16 protein-coding genes are annotated in these 17,141 nt (G+C 50.4%); 6 read left to right on the plus strand and 10 right to left on the minus strand.

Annotated elements, in window-relative coordinates; translation table 11 throughout:
• The first annotated feature begins 231 nt into the window (after nt 1-231).
• Genes uppP through asnS form a run of 4 tightly spaced genes read left to right on the plus strand, consistent with a single transcriptional unit; the run spans nt 232 to nt 4,147 of the window.
• Nucleotides 232-1,059 carry an undecaprenyl-diphosphatase UppP gene (gene uppP, locus PHT49_00870; protein MDD5450436.1) on the plus strand — a complete coding sequence of 276 codons (828 nt, stop codon included), beginning with the start codon at nt 232-234 and terminating at the stop codon, nt 1,057-1,059.
• 44 nt (nt 1,060-1,103) lie between these two features.
• Nucleotides 1,104-2,192: a trypsin-like peptidase domain-containing protein gene (locus PHT49_00875; GenBank protein MDD5450437.1), complete on the plus strand. Its 1,089-nt coding sequence runs from the start codon at nt 1,104-1,106 to the stop codon at nt 2,190-2,192.
• Between the two features lie 35 nt (nt 2,193-2,227).
• Nucleotides 2,228-2,698, plus strand: a complete 471-nt coding sequence (locus tag PHT49_00880; protein MDD5450438.1) for a TerB family tellurite resistance protein — start codon at nt 2,228-2,230, stop codon at nt 2,696-2,698.
• A 57-nt stretch (nt 2,699-2,755) separates the two neighbouring features.
• Nucleotides 2,756-4,147 carry an asparagine--tRNA ligase gene (asnS, locus tag PHT49_00885; protein MDD5450439.1) on the plus strand — a complete coding sequence of 464 codons (1,392 nt, stop codon included), beginning with the start codon at nt 2,756-2,758 and terminating at the stop codon, nt 4,145-4,147.
• A 135-nt stretch (nt 4,148-4,282) separates the two neighbouring features.
• Here asnS and PHT49_00890 read toward each other — a convergent pair whose 3' ends face one another.
• Nucleotides 4,283-4,789 carry a hypothetical protein gene (locus PHT49_00890; GenBank protein MDD5450440.1) on the minus strand — a complete coding sequence of 169 codons (507 nt, stop codon included), beginning with the start codon at nt 4,787-4,789 and terminating at the stop codon, nt 4,283-4,285.
• A gap of 634 nt (nt 4,790-5,423) precedes the next feature.
• Between PHT49_00890 and PHT49_00895 the strand changes: the two genes are divergently transcribed.
• On the plus strand, nt 5,424-6,305 hold the full coding sequence (locus PHT49_00895) for a complex I NDUFA9 subunit family protein (protein MDD5450441.1): 882 nt from the start codon (nt 5,424-5,426) through the stop codon (nt 6,303-6,305).
• Nucleotides 6,306-6,329: 24 nt separating this feature from the next.
• Here the strand turns inward: PHT49_00895 and PHT49_00900 are convergent, their stop codons facing one another.
• Nucleotides 6,330-6,632: a hypothetical protein gene (locus PHT49_00900; GenBank protein ID MDD5450442.1), complete on the minus strand. Its 303-nt coding sequence runs from the start codon at nt 6,630-6,632 to the stop codon at nt 6,330-6,332.
• A 552-nt stretch (nt 6,633-7,184) separates the two neighbouring features.
• On the opposite strand from PHT49_00900, the gene PHT49_00905 reads away from it, so the two are divergent.
• Complete coding sequence (locus PHT49_00905; GenBank protein MDD5450443.1) at nt 7,185-7,850, plus strand: TIGR00730 family Rossman fold protein; 666 nt, start codon at nt 7,185-7,187, stop codon at nt 7,848-7,850.
• 264 nt (nt 7,851-8,114) lie between these two features.
• On the opposite strand, the gene PHT49_00910 is transcribed toward PHT49_00905, so the two are convergent.
• The 8 genes from PHT49_00910 to PHT49_00945 form a co-directional block, all read right to left on the minus strand.
• Nucleotides 8,115-9,611 carry an Rne/Rng family ribonuclease gene (locus PHT49_00910; GenBank protein ID MDD5450444.1) on the minus strand — a complete coding sequence of 499 codons (1,497 nt, stop codon included), beginning with the start codon at nt 9,609-9,611 and terminating at the stop codon, nt 8,115-8,117.
• 27 nt (nt 9,612-9,638) lie between these two features.
• Entirely contained in the window at nt 9,639-13,823 is a 4,185-nt protein-coding gene (locus PHT49_00915; protein MDD5450445.1) for an acyl-CoA dehydratase activase, read from the minus strand.
• Entirely contained in the window at nt 13,820-14,776 is a 957-nt protein-coding gene (locus PHT49_00920) for a radical SAM protein (GenBank protein ID MDD5450446.1), read from the minus strand. The genes PHT49_00915 and PHT49_00920 overlap by 4 nt, the downstream gene beginning before the upstream one ends.
• A gap of 3 nt (nt 14,777-14,779) precedes the next feature.
• Nucleotides 14,780-14,953, minus strand: a complete 174-nt coding sequence (locus tag PHT49_00925; GenBank protein MDD5450447.1) for a hypothetical protein — start codon at nt 14,951-14,953, stop codon at nt 14,780-14,782.
• Nucleotides 14,954-15,091: 138 nt separating this feature from the next.
• Entirely contained in the window at nt 15,092-15,448 is a 357-nt protein-coding gene (locus PHT49_00930) for a DMT family protein (GenBank protein MDD5450448.1), read from the minus strand.
• Between the two features lie 90 nt (nt 15,449-15,538).
• Complete coding sequence (locus PHT49_00935) at nt 15,539-15,820, minus strand: type II toxin-antitoxin system RelE/ParE family toxin (GenBank protein MDD5450449.1); 282 nt, start codon at nt 15,818-15,820, stop codon at nt 15,539-15,541.
• A gap of 3 nt (nt 15,821-15,823) precedes the next feature.
• Complete coding sequence (locus PHT49_00940) at nt 15,824-16,045, minus strand: hypothetical protein (GenBank protein ID MDD5450450.1); 222 nt, start codon at nt 16,043-16,045, stop codon at nt 15,824-15,826.
• A gap of 147 nt (nt 16,046-16,192) precedes the next feature.
• Nucleotides 16,193-17,056 (minus strand): hypothetical protein, encoded by an 864-nt coding sequence (locus PHT49_00945; GenBank protein ID MDD5450451.1) that lies wholly within the window; start codon nt 17,054-17,056, stop codon nt 16,193-16,195.
• Nucleotides 17,057-17,141 lie beyond the last annotated feature (85 nt).

The raw sequence follows: 17,141 nt of genomic DNA on the forward strand, positions 1-17,141 counted from the left end.
TCCCCTTCCTGCTCACCCTCGCTGGGTTCCCCCCTGCTCCAGCAAATTTCGCTCAGGAACAAAGGATTCCATAAAAAATGGGGGGAGCCCGGTTAGCATTTTTAGGTTTACTTTTCACCGCACAGCCTTATAATGAGAGCCTTTCTGCAAGGCTTGACCAGTTCAGCGAACAGCCGGACGGGTGAGCATTTGCTGATAGTTCATGGCGTATAGCTGATAAGGACTTAGTTTATGAACGAATTCTATGCCATATTCCTGGGCGTCATCCAGGGATTGACCGAGTTCCTGCCCATCTCCAGCTCCGGACACCTGGCCCTGCTGGAGCATTTTTTTGGCCTAAAGGAGGCCGGTCTCGGCTTTGACATAATGCTCCACATGGGCACACTCCTGGCCATCCTTGTCTATTTCCGTGAAGACTGGTGGGCCATGGCCACGTCCATCTGGCCCGGGCAAAAAGATGACTTTGCAAAAAATAATCACCGTCTTCTTATCTATCTGGCCATAGCCACTATACCGGGAGGCGTCTTTGGCTATCTTCTGGAAAAAAAGGCGGAGACCGTCTTTCGGGAACCTTCGTTGATCGCTGCTACCCTGGCGGCAGCCGGGATACTCCTTATCCTTGCCGAGCTTTTTTCCGGCCGCCACAGGGAATTTGATGATATATCCCTCAAGGACGCCGTACTTATCGGCCTTGCCCAGGCCCTGGCGGTTGTTCCCGGAACCTCGCGGAGCGGCATTACTATCGCCATGGGACTTTTTCTGGGAATGAAACGCCAGGCGGCGGCCAGGTTTTCCTTTCTCCTGTCTGCACCGATTATCTTTGGCGCCGGCCTGAACCACATATTGGATTTATATAAGTACGGCCCTGACGGAAATAACGGCGCATATTATTACATTATTGGCCTTGCCTCTGCGGGCATAAGCGGCTATCTGGTAATCAAATATCTCCTTGCTTATCTGCGCCGGCATAGCCTTTACGTCTTTGCCTATTATCGGCTTTTGATAGCCGGCGGTGTTTATCTGGCGGTACAGTTTCCCTGGTTTAACCTTGCCACTTAACAAATCTCAATAGATCCGCCGGAAGCGGGTCCGGGAGGGTTGCCTTGCAAAACAAAAACACTTCTAAAAATTACCTCATAATAATTGGCCTGGCACTGATTTACACCCTTCTCCTGAGCCGGACAGGGGCAGCCCTGACAGAAGATGAGAAAAATAACGTCTCTGTCTATAATCAAGTCGCCCCCAGCGTAGTCAATGTCTCCAGCGTGGTCATGGAGCTGGATTTCTTTCTCAATCCGGTGCCCAAACAGGGTTCCGGTTCAGGGATAATCCTGGACAGCCGAGGGTACATCCTTACTAACCATCACGTTATTACCGAGGCGCAATCGATCCATGTAACCTTATCCGATGGAGGCTCCTATCCGGCCAAACTTGTGGGCTCGGATCCGGATAGTGACCTGGCGGTCATCAAGATCGATGCGCCAGGGGACAAACTAAAACCTATTCGTCTGGGGGATTCAGACCAACTCCAGGTGGGACAAAAAGTTCTGGCTATTGGAAATCCCTTTGGGCTGAAAGAGACATTGACTACGGGTATTATCAGCTCGATAGGACGATCCATAAGGGCGCCGAGCGGCCTCTTAATCGAAGACATGATTCAGACCGATGCCTCCATCAACCCGGGCAATTCCGGAGGGCCTCTTCTGAACTCGCGCGGCGAGCTGATCGGCATAAATACGGCTATATTCAGTCCCTCCGGGGGGAGTGTAGGGATTGGTTTTGCCATCCCGGTCAATACAGCCAGGAAGGTATTTCCCCAACTCATGGCCCGGGGCTACGTAGAATACCCCTGGCTGGGCGCCGGCCTCCAGACACTGCGGCCCTCTCTGGCCGAGGCCCTTAAGTTACCCGTCCGCTACGGAGTAATGCTTGCGGAAGTGGTTAAGGATGGACCAGCCGACCGGGCCGGGCTCCGTGGCGCGACCAGACAGGTCCGTCTCGGGAACACCATCGTGGCTATAGGCGGTGACATTATCCTGCAGATCGATGGGAAAAAGGTGGAGTCGGGCGATGTGTTAATTCGCTATCTCCGGGAAAAGAAACCGGGGGACAGGGTGCTTCTTACCGTGTTACGTGGCAGCAAGACCATCAATGTGCCGCTTACCCTTGGCAAGAGGCCGCGCCGGGGATAGGGAGAACGGCCCCCATTACCAGTATGGACAATTGAATGCTTGGCATAATTAAATCCTTTTTCAAAAAAGAAATAGCTATAGAAAGTGGAGTCCAATCCAGGGATGCCACCTATACCGATAAAGTTCAGGTGGCAACATGCGCCCTTCTGCTGGAGATGGCGCGTGCCGATAATGAGTTCAGCACAGATGAGAAAGAGCATATTATTGAAACTGTAAAGAGGCATTTCGGCCTTCCAGAAGAAGCAACCGATAAACTGATAGAACTTTCTGAAAGGGAGCGCAAGGCAAGCATTGACCTCTGGCAATTTGCCCAATTAATAAGAAACAATTATTCTGTTGAGCAAAAAATAGAGCTGATTAAGTTGATCTGGAAGGTAATCTACGTTGACGGTATCCTGGACAAACATGAAGACTATCTGGTGCATAAGCTGGCTAAACTGCTTGGTTTAGACCACAAGCAGCTTATTGATGCCAAGATGGAGGTCCTTCGAAAATCGAGTTCCTGACTAAAATCCCTATGTTCCCTTAGCGCTTAATTTCGTAAATCCATTCCAGGTGATATTATGCCCAGAAATATAAAGATAGCGTCACTGCTCACGGGAAAATACTGTGACCAAGAGGTCTGCGTAAGGGGATGGGTAAGGACCAGGCGCGACTCCAAGGGGCTTTCCTTCATTAACCTGAACGATGGCTCCAATCAGGCCGGGATACAGATCGTTGTGGAGGCCGGGCTGGAAGACTACGGGGAAGCACTAAAACTCAATGCCGGGGCCTCCGTAGAAGTCCTCGGAAGACTCGTGCCCTCCCCCGCCCAGGGACAACCCTACGAGATTCAGGCCAAGGCCATCCGGATATTCGGAAACGCGTCAGGAGAAGAATATCCCCTCCAGAAGAAAGGCCATACGCTGGAATTCCTCCGAGAGATTGCCCATCTGCGCCCGCGCACGAACACTTTCGGCAGCGTATTTCGGGTCCGCAACACCCTGTCACAGGCCGTCCACACGTTTTTCCAGGAACGCGGGTTCATGTATGTCCATACCCCGATAATCACCGCCAGCGATGCGGAAGGGGCCGGGGAAATGTTCCGCGTAACCACCCTGGACCTGGATCGCCTTCCCAGGACGGAGACGGGCGTGGTGGACTTTTCCCATGATTTCTTCGGTAGAGAAGTGAGCCTGACCGTTTCGGGGCAACTTGAGGGGGAAATCTTTGCGACGGCCTTCAGCGAGGTCTATACCTTCGGCCCCACCTTTCGTGCCGAAAACTCAAATACCTCCCGCCACCTGGCCGAGTTCTGGATGGTGGAACCGGAGATGGCGTTTTATGACCTGGGCGACACCATAGATCTGGCCGAGGCCTTCCTGAAGTATCTCATCAGCCGGTGTCTGGAGGACCGCGCCGAAGACCTCGCCTTCCTGCAAAAATACTACAATAAGGAACTGATCAATACCTTGGAGCTTATCGTCCATTCTCCGTTCCAAAGGGTTTCGTACACGGATGCCGTTGAGATTCTCGAAAAATCCGGTCAATTATTCGAGCTCCCGGTGAGTTGGGGAACCGACCTGCATTCGGAACACGAACGGTTTCTGACCGAACAGCACTTTAAATCGCCGGTTGTTGTCGTGGACTATCCGAAGGAGATCAAGGCCTTCTACATGCGGCAAAATGACGACGGCAGAACGGTAGCAGCCATGGACGTGCTCTTCCCGAAGCTGGGAGAGGTGATCGGCGGGTCACAGAGAGAGGAACGCTATGATCGCTTGCTGGCAAGGCTGAGGGAGCTTAATCTGAATGAAAAGAACTATTGGTGGTATCTCGACCTGCGACGGTTTGGAACCGTTCCCCATTCCGGCTTCGGTCTCGGATTGGAGAGATTTGTTCAGTTCGTAACCGGCATGAGTAACATTCGTGATGTGATTCCGTTTCCTCGTGTTCCGAAAAACGCATCCTTTTAGGGTTCAGCCGGTCGCTTTCTCAAAACTTACGCCGTATTTATTATATTGGTTGGCCTGCGCCTTCTTGATATCCCACTAGAAATTGTAATTTACGGCCATCATCGCCCGCCCGATTTTGTGGTATTGCGGACCTATTCAATTTTCACGTTGGACCTCCTTTATGTGCTTCTGAGCATATGTCGAGAACATCGCAAGGAATGATTCCATATCTCGGGCAAGCCTACGAGGACTGAACGTTATCCACTTCCCACGCCCAAGCGGATTCGTCTGGTGTGGATGCTCACCAATCATCGTAGTCATTGTGAGATCCCAATCATTCCCATTGTGCCATCCAAAGAAAACAACATGCCTTTCTGCCGCATGCATCAGGTACTTATCTCTTAAGAGCTTCAGAGGCACTTCAAACCAGCCCGTGCCATTCACGATTAGGTAGATATATTCACCGTGGTGCTTAGAAAGGGCACCAGCGTTAGTCTTTAAGAAAGCTTTGTGTTTAGAGAATGACGTAAAACTTGGAAGGTTGCCGCCTTGGAGGAAGCGGCGGGAGATCGCAATTGTTCTATCGAGTAAAATGTAGGCATGGATTATAAGGTTCTGATAATCCAATTCTATGTAGGGCATTGCTGCCTTCGCCTTGGCCACGATTCCTCTCTGCCTTAACGAGAATTCCCTGTTTACGGGATGCCATCGGAGTTCTTTATCGTATAGCCGCGCTACGGAGCAAAGATTAAGCGTTCGTTTGAGGCACAAAGAATACCAGCCGAAGGCTTGGACGTACCTTCCAATATCACCTTGAAAAAGTTGCGCCTCCCGATCATTTATTAGGGTAAGACAGGAGTCCATAGGGTCCCTACAAAAACGACGCATCTCGCGTTTCAGATTTAGACGGTCAGACACCGGCTTGTGTCCAACGTCTCCATCTGGCAGTCTGCGTACTAGGTCGAGAAGGTCCACTGGTTACTATGTCCAATGCGGCAGTCGCGCAGTGCCCGGGAGTTCCATAGTTCTGTGTATATCCATGAATTAGAAGGAATCCTCTGGGTTATCTTCGCTTGGCGCAACATGTTTATATTCCAAATAAAATATTCTTGACAAGCATTTTCTAAACGCTTACTTCTTTCCTTGTATCGTGCCGGTTGTAATGTTGTCACGCTTCCGGATAACTTCGGATGCTCAAAACCCCTTCAGCTTTGCAGGCACAAATTGAGGCGTATTTACGCGGAACATGACCGGGGCCTCCGAAAGCAGGAGTCTATTATAATATTATAAGGAAAAGATGAAGGTATTCCTGACTGGCGGAACGGGCTTTGTGGGCAATCATCTGGTGAATGCCCTGCTGGACAATGGACACCAGGTGCGCTGCCTGGCACGGCCCGGCTCGGAGAAAAAATTGACGAGAAGACAGGATGTTACGTTTTGGCCGGGGGACATATTTGATGGGGAAAGCCGGCTGGCTGATGGCTTGGAGGGCTGCCAAGCGGTAATCCATCTAATCGGGATCATCCGGGAGTTTCCCCGTAAGGGCATCACCTTTGAAAGGATGCATTATCAGGCTACTGTTCAAATTGTGAACGCTACACGGACCAACGGCATCAAGCGCTATATCCACATGAGTTCCCTGGGCACGCGTCCCAATGCCCGCTCTCGTTATCATCAGACAAAATATAAGGCTGAGGAATATGTCCGCCGGAGCGGCCTTGATTTTACCATATTTCAACCTTCCGTCATCTTTGGCCCGGACGATAACTTCGTCAATCTATTCAAGCAGATGATGATAAAGACGCCTTTGGTCCCGGTAGTCGGCGATGGCTGCTATCAGATACAACCCGTAGATGTCCACACGGTGGCCCGGGCCTTTACACTGTCCCTTAAAGAGGAAAAAACTATCGGGAGGGTGTTTCAATTACCGGGGCGGGATCGGTTCACATTTAATGACATCCTGGATATGATGGCCCGGAGCTTGGGTAAGAAGATTATAAAAGCGCACGTGCCGGTCTGGCTGGTAAAAACTACAGCCTACTTCCTGGAAGGTCTGCGGGCTTTCCCCCTGACACGGGATCAGATTACTATGTTGCTGGAAGGAAATGTTGGAAACGACAGCACCTTCTATGAGGAGTTCGGCATTGCGCCTATTCCTTTTGAGGCGGGGATCAAATAATATATTCGGGGAGGTTAAAAGTGGTTATTGTGCCTCATTTTCTTCGCAATTGTCTTTAATGATATCCTTGACATTTTCCAGGGTATAAAAAATATCATGTATGGTCAGATGGGGATGCTCCTCACAAAATTCGTCGACAACTTCCAGGATGCGCTCCGCAAAGTCCTCATACTCATCGACCGTAAGGGCCTTTGCCGGTTCGGAGGCCAGGAGATGGTCAAGATCAATGCCGTGAAAACGCAGGAGTTCTTCTTTAATGACCGCAAGCCGCCGGCCCCGCCCCTTTTTAACTACTCTTTTATTTTTGATACTTACTACCTTGGCCATAGGCTGACGCACTCCATATTGCAAGATTTTATTTATTTTAAACCAAGCCCTGTATAAAAACAAGTTTTTTCCTTACTTCTTCTTTCCTGTCCAACTCTGAAAAAGACCCGGCTGGAGCCACCCTTGATATATATGGCACTTCCCCGCCTTATGGCATCTCCGGCAGACTTCTACAGCCAGCCTTGGGTGATTTCGGCGATTTTCGCATATGACAAAAGATTTGTCTTTTAGCATTTAGTTCAGATTGCATGCACCAATAGTCATTAATCAGTGCTCATCCGGAAACTACCGTTTCCAGATTCACTAATTACATCTTAATTGCTTTTAGAGGTATTTGCTACGGTGAATATATCTATATTCAAGAAAAAAGTTGATTTTAGCGAAACGTATTATAGCAGATTAATCCATCACCCCACTTTTGGTTTCGTGGGGACGAAGTAAAAGAACAGGGTGACCGTGTCGTAAAAATTGACATAAGCCGCAAAAAAGCATAAATAAGAAGCGGCATAAGGCCCGTCCTTTTTGCAATATATACTCAGGTGGAAGCAAAGTATGAAAATAAGTCTTAGCGAGAAACAGTATGTTATCGATTCCTTCACGATTAAAGACTCATGGCGAATGTTTCGCATTATGGCTGAGTTCGTGGATGGGTTTGAAACCCTGGCCGAGACCTATCCCGGCGTTTCTGTTTTTGGTTCGGCCCGCGTAACTCCAGGTAGTCAGACTTATAATATGGCCGAGAATATAGCCCGTCTTCTGGTTGAAAGCGGTTTTTCCGTGCTTACCGGCGGGGGGCCCGGGGTGATGGAGGCGGCTAATAAGGGGGCCGCAGAGGCTGGAGGCAAATCGGTTGGACTAAATATACAGCTCCCCTACGAGCAGAAACCGAATCCCTATGCCAACATAAGATTAAACTTCAAATATTTCTTCATCCGTAAGGTGATGTTTGTAAAATATGCGGTGGCCTTTGTCTGTTTGCCGGGTGGATTTGGCACCCTGGATGAGTTCTTTGAGGCCTTGACCCTGATTCAGACCAATCGCATCAGGCCGTTTCCGGTGATTTTGGTGGACAGTTCTTATTGGAAAGGCCTCTTGAGTTGGCTGGATAAGCGTATGTGCGTTGACTGCATGATCACCCCCGAAGACCTGAAGGTTTTCAAGGTCGTGGATACGGCCGAAGAGGTTGTGGATGTTGTAAAAAGAACAATTATTGTATGATCAAGTGTAACGGCTTCGTAAAAAGTCCATTTGCTGCGTTACGCGGCATCCTTCGTCACTGCGGCGTAGCTATGGAAATAGTTCACCGTTCACAGTTCACCGTGCACCGACAGCAAAGAGCAGACTAGAATATGTCCACGCATTATCGGTGAACGGACAACGGTTAACGGATAACGACATGCATGCCTCATTCCTCAGGATTTGCGCGCCTTGCAACTGGAGCTTTTTACTGTGCCATCCAAACTTTGACTTTTTACAAATTCATCAGGTAGGCGTTTTGCTGAATTCTATATGGGCTTCTCCGGGCAAGAGATCGGCCTGACCATCAATGTGAATGCCCATGCCACGACGGGTTTCCAGATGAAAAAGTTCCCCGCGCTTTCTATTTAACAGGTAGGCGGCCACATCTACAGGGACGCGGACCTGAACTCCACTCACATCGCCACGACTTAGGCCGGCCTGAATACGGCGCAGGACAGCTATGGCCTGGGCCTCAACAGAACGCACTATACCGCGCCCCTGGCAGTGGCTGCATGTCTTGTAACTGCCCATGATTATAGGTGAGCGAATCTTCTGGCGCGTTAATTCCAGGAGGCCGAACTTGGATATCTTGCCGATCTCGATTTTAGCCTTATCCTTCTTCAGACTGTCACGAAACCTTTTTTCTAAGGCGCGTTGATGCGTTGCCTGCCGCATATCTATAAAATCAACAACTATTAAACCGCCCAGATCCCTTAGGCGGAGCTGCCTGGCAATCTCTTCTGCCGCTTCCATATTAGTCTTAAAGGCCGTTTCTTCCGGTTCCTTTTCCCGCACGGAGCGACTCGAGTTTACATCAATAGCAACCAGGGCCTCGGTGGGATTTACGACTATCGAGCCGCCGGACGGGAGGTTTACCCTGGATTCATATATCTTCTCAATCTGGGCCTCCAAATTATAACGAGAAAAGATAGGCCCTGAATCCTTATAGAGTTTTACCAGCGGGTAATGCCTCGGCGAGATGATGCGCATGAAATCACGTATCCGGTCAAATGATTCCTTATCATCAACCAGTATCTCGCATGTATCTGAAGAAAAATAATCACGTAACGACCGGATAATAAGGTACTCTTCCTTGTAAATAAGGGCAGGGGCAGGCAGGGTTTGTCCTTTGTCTTTTATATCTTTCCATAAGCGCAGGAGATATTGCAGATCTTTAGACAGCTCCCTCTTGGTGGTTTCCAGGCTCGCCGTACGCACGATAAAACCAATACCTTCCGGCAGTTCAAAATCCTTCATAATTTCCTTAAGTTTTTTGCGCTGTTCTTCGTCTTCTATCTTACGGGATACCCCGGCGCTGCTGCTGCCGGGCAAGAGTACCAGATACCGTCCGGGAAGGGATAGGTAAGTTGTCAATGCCGCCCCTTTTTGCCCGGCCGCTTCCTTGACCACCTGTACCAGCATCTCCTGCCCTTTTTCGATCAGGTCTTGAATTCGTAGTTTTTCACCCTTTTCACCCGGCGTCTCTACCCCGTAATATTCGGGATGGATCTCCGATAGGGACAAGAAACCGTTTTTTTCTCCGCCGTAATCTATAAAAGCCGCTTGGAGGCTGGGCTCAATGGATACCACCTTGCTCTTATATATGTTGCCCCTGGTAACCTCATGGCCGATGGTCTCGATATGAAAGGCCTCCAGCTTACCGTCTTCTACTAAAGCTATCCGGCATTCCTCGCTGGCCTCTGCATTTATAATCAGCTTTTTTCCTGGTTTCCTTGACATGCGTACGCCTTTTAAGTCTTTCTTTTATTATGAGGCCATGGTCCTGGCCTTGTAATGGTTGACCTGGTACATAAAGGCCTCTAACCGGGTGCGGGTATTGGTCGACTCCTGTCCGTCGTAGGAGATACTTAAGAAAGGAATGTTGTTATTCTGCTCCCGGAACCGTTTTAAGATGGTGCTGACTATAGTGCCCGGCATGCAGGTAAAGGGCATGACGTTTACTATTCCGCTGACATTTTTCTTCAAATAGTCATGGGCCTTGCCCACGCTGAGTACGGCCTCGCCTTCAAAGGAAGAATCAATATACGGCTGGGCGTAAGACAGGATATCCGGTATGCTCGGTTCCGGAGAATTCCGCAGGGCCCCGTCAAACACCGCGCAAAGGGTGTGTTCATCCTTGAGCTGGAAGCGTTCTTCCATGGCCAACCGTAAAAATTGCTTGAGCCCCTGCTCACGGCGGCTCTTTCTCTTGGCTGTGAAATTAATATAAAGAATCCATTCGCTTATGGTCGGCAGCCAGGCCTCACCGCCCAAGGCCTCGATCTGCTGCACAAGATTTTCGTTAGAAAATTTATTAGAACGTATGTATATCTCACCGACAATGCCTAAAACCGGCTTTTCTCTGTAGCCATTTAAGGCCACACCCTCAAAATCCTTCCGCGCCTGCCGCAAGACCGGGGTGAGATTTTTTCTTTCCTTTATAGCCTGGCAGACCTGACCAAGCGCATGTCGATAGACCGCCCCAGCCTGTCCCTTTCGCTTTTCGTATGGCCGGGTTTCCCGCAGTTTCTTTTCTAAAAGGTCAACAGCTACCATGCCTTGCCATCCCAGGCGAGTGAAATTACCGCCAACCATGCCCAGCCGGTCGTAAAAGCTTTCGTCTTGATTGGGCGCAAAAATGGGCACCTGGGGAAATCCCAGAGAGTCCAAAATCATACGGTGAAACCGATGATACTGGCCAAAACGGCAAGGGCCGTTTCCGGATGGCATGAAAAAGGCCGAATGGTCAGGGTCAAAATCCGTGCGCTGCACCATCTTTGCCATGTCCCCGGTGGTGAGTATGAAGGGATAACATTCCTTGCTGGAGGTTAATTTGCGCCCCAACTGCAAAGTCTCCTCGTCAGACTCCGGTAAAACCTCGGATTCTACTCCGCAGGCCTCAAATGCAGCGGCTATGGCATAGGCATGGTCGGCCATCGGTGGAAGATAAATCTTTCGCCATTCCAGTCCGGCTTTTCGAATTACAGAAGGCTCTTCTTTAGCAGGCTCGGGTCTTACGCACTTCAGGCTGTCCAGATAAGCCTCCAGGCGGGTCAACGCGCCGGCATCGGCGCTATGTTCATCTATCTCTATTTCCAGATACGGCTTGCCGCGCAGTCTTTCCCTAAAGAAGGGAAGGATAAAGGAATCCGGACCACAGGCAAAATAGGTCAGGCATACGGCAAAAAGGTTGGGGTTTTCCCGAATTAACTCCGCGGCAGTAAGGATTCTTTGTCCGTATCGCCAGTACATAAACCGGGCTGATTCCACATCTATATCGTCTGTAGGAAGAAAATCCATGGGAATGGCCAGGACTCCCAACTTTTTCAGTTTACGCGCGATATTGAGATTAATCCCCGGATCGTATGCCGTATAAGGACGCCCGATTATGACTACAGCCTTTTCATCGGGGGCAAGGGAATTAAGGACTTCCCGCCCGCGCATTTCGAGGCGGCGGTAGAACTCGGCCTGGGCCTCTTCTGCCGCACGACAGGCCCGGGATACTGCGAAAGGAGAAATCCCCATGTCGGCAACCATCTTGCGCAATATCCGGTGAACATCTTTACTCTCCCGTCCAAATCGCAATACCGGCTGTAAGACCCGTATATTTTGCCTGCTAAAATCGATGGCCGATTGCATAATATAGGGCAGGGCCTGGTTGTACGGGCAGACAAACCCATGGTCAAAGGGGTCTTCTTTCGGTTTCATCTCTATAATGCTGGGCAAGAAGAGGAAATCAACGCCTTTTTCGATAAGATTGAGGACGTGCCCGTGGGCTACCTTTATAGGGTAACAGGTCTCAGACACAATCTGCTCCAGGCCTTTGTGTATCATCTGTTTGTGTGTGGGTTCGGACAGGACTACAGTAAAGCCCAGGGCCGAAAAAAAGGCCTGCCAGTACGGAAAAAGTTCATACATATAGAGGGTGCGCGGGATACCCACCCGGCCCCGTTCACCCGCCTTAGATACTCCCTCGCCGGATTTAAAAAGCCATTCATCCCTCTCTTTAAACAGATCCGGGAGGTGCGCGCCTTTATCCGACCGCTGGTCCACATCATATTTTTCGCAGCGGCTGCCGTAGAATAGCGGACGTTCACCTTCAATAGATACCTTTTTGATCTCGCAGTGGTTCGGGCAGCCAGCACACTCGAAAGATTCTGTGGTATAGTTTCGTTCGCTCAGCATAAAGCCCTTGAAGCGGCTTTTCTCCCAGGTTCGTTCCCTCTGGGCCAGGATGGCTACGCCTATAGCCCCGGTTACCTCATGGTGCTCAGGAACGGTAATCTCCCGGTCCAGGACACCTTCAAAGGCGGCCACAATGCCCAGGTTGGCCGCGGTTCCGCCCTGATAAAAGATGCGCTTGCCGATCTTCCTGTCTTCTACGACTTTATTCAGGTAATTTTGTACGATGGCGTAGGAAAGCCCGGATACCAGATCAGCCCTGGAGGCTCCTCCCTGTTGATAATGCACTATATCCGATTTCATAAAGACAGTACATCGTTCCCCCAGGGGGACGGGCGTTGATGATTCGAGGGCAAGCCTGCCAAAATCATTCCGGATGGAGATACCCAACTGCTCGGCCTGTTCTTCCAGAAAAGAGCCGGTTCCCGCCGCACAGACCTTGTTCATCTGGAAGTCAACGATGGCTCCGTTTTGCAGGCTTATATATTTTGAATCCTGCCCGCCTATTTCAAAGATAGTATCCACCTGTGGATCAATATCAGCGGCCGCCGTGGCCTGCGCAGTGATTTCATTGACGACGATGTCCGCTCCGACAAAGTCGCCGGTGAGATAGCGCCCGGATCCCGTGGTCCCGGCCCCGATAATCTCCAACCGGTCGCCGATCTCCTCTCCTATCTCCTTCAGGCCTTGCTTGACGGCATCGAGCGGCCGGCCGGCCGTCATGAGGTAGCGTTTGGCCAGAACCCGCCTCTCTTCATCGATCGCTACTACATTGGTGCTTATGGACCCCACATCTATTCCCAGAAACGCCTTGATTTTTTTGACTTCCGGATCCTTATAGATGTGTCCCTCGGGCACCTTATGTTCCGGGTCGGCCAGGCGTAACGGATTATGATACCGGATATCCGTTTTTCTCTCCCCTATAAACCTGAGAAGTGGTTCCAGACCCTGGAATTTATGCACATAAGCCGGGTCTTCCAGCGTCAGGAGGATAGCGCCCACCGCGCCCATGGAGAGGAAGTGCCGGGGTATGACCAGCTCTCCTTCTTCAAGTCCCAGGATGTCCGTAAAGGCCCGGCGTACGCCCAGATTTGCGGCCACCCCACCTTGAAAGGAGATAGGCTTATGAAATTTCTTGCCCTTGCCGATGTTACCCTTCAGGTTACGGGCCATAGCGTAGCAGAGGCCGGCGACAATGTCATACACCGGCGTGGCTTCCTGCTGCAGATGTATCATGTCGGATTTGGCAAAGACGCTACACCGGCCGGCAATGCGTGGTGGGGCCTTTGATTCCAGGGCGAGACGGCTGAACTCCTCGATAGACAGGCCAAGCCGCGAGGCCTGTTGATCCAGGAAAGACCCCGTACCCGCCGCACAAAGGGTGTTCATGGCAAAGTCTTCTATTTCCATGCCGGCGATCGAGTTCTTCAGGAGAATCAGCTTGGAATCCTCGCCGCCCATCTCGATTACCGTTCGTACCTCCGGATGGTAAAAGGATATGGCCCGGGCCTGGGCAATAATTTCATTGGTAAAGTTAGCTCCTAACAGTTTGGCCATTAGGCCGCCGCCTGATCCGGTAAACGAAACGGTCTTTATGCTCTCCACAGGAAAGCGGGAAAACACGCCTGTTAATGCACGGGCCACCGTTTCCAGAGGTTGTCCCTTGGTCCGGGTATATTCCTCCAGGAGAACCCCTTTATCATCATTCATGATGACCGTATTTGCGCTGGCTGACCCGACATCTATTCCTAAGTGTAGCCTATCACTCATAAGCGCTTCCTCCCTAAATCGAGGTTAAACTCAGGGATGATATAAAAGACGCGCCGGTCATATGTCTTACATTGTGCCCGATGCTCCTTGATTAAAGGCTCCATAACGGCTGAGATATCATCCGGTGAGACATTCAACAAACCGGAAATATCCTCTGCCGTGCAGGGCCTTCTGGCCAGCATGGCCAGTATTTCGCTTTCCACAAGAGGGCGGAATCCCTGTTGAATACGGCGCTTAAAGTCAACAATAACCTCCGCTCTTTCTCCCAAGACTTCCCTGATGGTCTCCAGCCGGGCGCTGCTTAAGGGCGCGGCATAGTTTTCAGCCGGCGGTCTATCCACGGTGTTCAATTGGATGCGGTCCGGCTGAATGGCCTGGAGAGCCTTCCGCAGTTCCTCTACCTCTTCCGGGCGGTCATTGATGCCCTGCACAAAGAGTATCTCCAGCCAGATCTGCCCCGTATATTCCTGGCGGAGGTCTTTAAGTCCGCTGATAATCTGTTCTATGCGGATGGATCGGATAGGCCGGTTGATACGACGAAAAGTATCCGGTCTCACCGCATCAAGCGAAGGCAGGACAACATCCGCTTTAAGCAGCGCCTGTCTTACCTCCGGGAGATGGAGAAGAGAACTGTTGGTTATTACCGCCACCGGTTTAGGTGATACATCTTTCAGCCTGGAGACTATGTCTCCTATCTTACTATGAAGGGTCGGCTCCCCTGAGGCCGTAACCGTCACATAGTCTATTTTTGCTGCTTTGGACTGTAAGTAGTTTTCAGCCTCTTTTAACACCCCGGAAGTTGGGACATACTCCTTCCGCCTGGCGGTACGGAGCGTAGTCCGGCCAATCTCGCAATAGATGCAATCAAATGTGCATATCTTGGGCGGAAGTAAATCAATACCCAGGGAAAGACCAAGGCGACGGGAAGAAACCGGGCCGAACAGAAAGGCCATGACCTAAAAACACCCCAGTTGACATTGTACAATTTTTATGTTGAGTTCGTCTATGAGCCTGCCGACTTCTCCGGGTGACACACCGGCCTCTTCGGCCAGTTTACAGGCCACCGCGCAGGCTATGCGGTTGTTTACTGCGGCGGCGCGTATCTTGTCCTTCAACTCTTCTGTTTTCATGGGCGCTTCTTTTGCTCCACAAACTGGTTTTAATAGCTATAAATTTACGCTGTACATTCCCTGCCTGTCAAGTCAATTGTGGAAAACTGTAGGAGGCATGGGATGATAAAGGTGAACCCGCAGCAGGCTAGCAGCCGGCTATGTGCCCATGATCTTGCTTCGAAAGATAAAGAATACCGCTCCCATTAGACAGAGCCCCGCCCAGAAGTAGTCCATGGACAGCTTCTCTCTCATATAAAGAACAGAAAACGGCGCAAAAACCGTCAGGGTAACCACCTCCTGCATAATCTTGAGCTGCCCGACCGTCATGACTTGGTGCCCAATTCGGTTTGCGGGAACCTGAAGGAGGTATTCGAAAAAAGCGATCCCCCAACTTACAACTACGGCAATAAGCCATGATCTTTGGTTCAGGCTTTTGAGGTGGCCGTACCAGGCAAGGGTCATAAAGACATTACTGAAACAGAGCAAGATCAGCGTCGTGGTGTAGTTGTTCATGTCTTCTCATTCCTATTTTGACACACAGGCGTTAACCGGGGCATCCTTCTTGCTGGTACGGAGTCCGGTCAAATGATTTGTTCGCCCCGGTTATCTTCTTCTCAAATAGTTTTTCAATTCTCGATAATAGTTTTCGTGAGGACCAATCATAATCAATTCCAGATCATTACCAACCATTCTGTACGAGAGCAGATACTGAATCGTCCTGATTTTGAATTTGTGGACATAAACACCACGGAGATCGCCCATCTTTTCTTCTCCAACAGATGGATTTTGCATTATCTTTTCGATTTCCTGATCTAACACACCCGTTTCGATTTCAGAAAATCGCTTGACTCTTTTTTCAAAGGACCTTGACTGGTAAACCCTCATCTGCTATCGCCCGAATCTGTATTCTGATTTGTCGCCTTGTTCCAATTCTTCTATTCCTATTAGAATCTCCTTGATAAGGCTGTAGGTCAGGTCCGGGTTTTCCTCGGCACACTTGCCGATTTTCGCCCAGTGTTCGATTTGGCCCGTCATAGATCTGTGGTCGATGCGGCTATATTTTTTTGCTTCGCTGACCAGTTCGTCTGATATTCTCACCGGAGTAGGCATAAAAAGTACCCCCATAACTTTGGGTTATAAATTTTTTGGTTACATCTTATCATGAGAGTAGCAAAATGCAACAATATGTATACGAAGTGTTGCGCGGAAAAATCGAACAGATGAACTCCCCCTCCACGGTCGTCCGGAGCTTACGGGCTATTTCCTGAAAAGCTCCTCGTCCCCGACCCTCTCGTAAACCTTCACGTCAACAAAGACCGGGAGGCTGTCCCTTATCTCTATTTTGTAAATCCCGTTGTCATTGGGAAGGAGAATAGTCCCGTCAGGCAGCATGAGTTCATGTTTGCTGTACAACGTTACCGACTGGCCAGGGCCGAAGCGTATGCTGCCGTCCTTGTATGCGCCCGTCAGCTTCCCGGTTTTTTCGAAATGCAGAGGCTTGTACTGCGGCTTAGGCACCCACATGCCGTTGTATCTTTCAGACTTGACCATCGTCCACCTCCTGTCTTTGCCCTCGATGACATCGACCCACAGGGCAAACACACTGACCGCAGTGCCATCCGCACACGTAAGATATCCGTTTTTTACCTCAAATTTTATCTTCCCTTCCCCAGGTATGACGTGGAACGCACCGTTTGCCAAGACAAAATTGACGGCAGTGGTGACTGTCGCGGACTGGTCGGGAAGATAGGATATCCTGCCCTTTTCCTCGGACCTGCCCCTGATCTCCGCGTCGCCGTCGAAGGAAAACTGTTGGTAGCCCGACTTGAAGCCCTTTACGGTGAACTCCCCGTCCGCAACCCCGAAGGTGTTGTCCCCCCTTATGATCATCTTGCCGCCCGACCAGTGCTGCTCGATGCTCCAGCGGTAGAGGCCCTTGAGGCCGTTCAATGAAAACTCGCCGTCAAGGACACCGAACGTGTCCTTCTCGGTTATCGCAGGCACATCAGCGGCGCCGCAGGCGGAAAGATGACCGTCGAGCAGAAACAGAACGACAGGAACGAATGCCGTCAGGGACGTTAGGAGAAGAGTCCTGGCCAAGCGTAAACCCCGGCACTTCATCGTTGCACCTCCATGAGTCCACGTCTTATTGTGCAATCTCTTTTATGCGTTTCAGTTATCGATTCGATTTCTTTCGTCGAGATCT

The organism is Desulfovibrionales bacterium (genome assembly GCA_028715605.1).
Classification (GTDB): domain Bacteria; phylum Desulfobacterota; class QYQD01; order QYQD01; family QYQD01; genus QYQD01.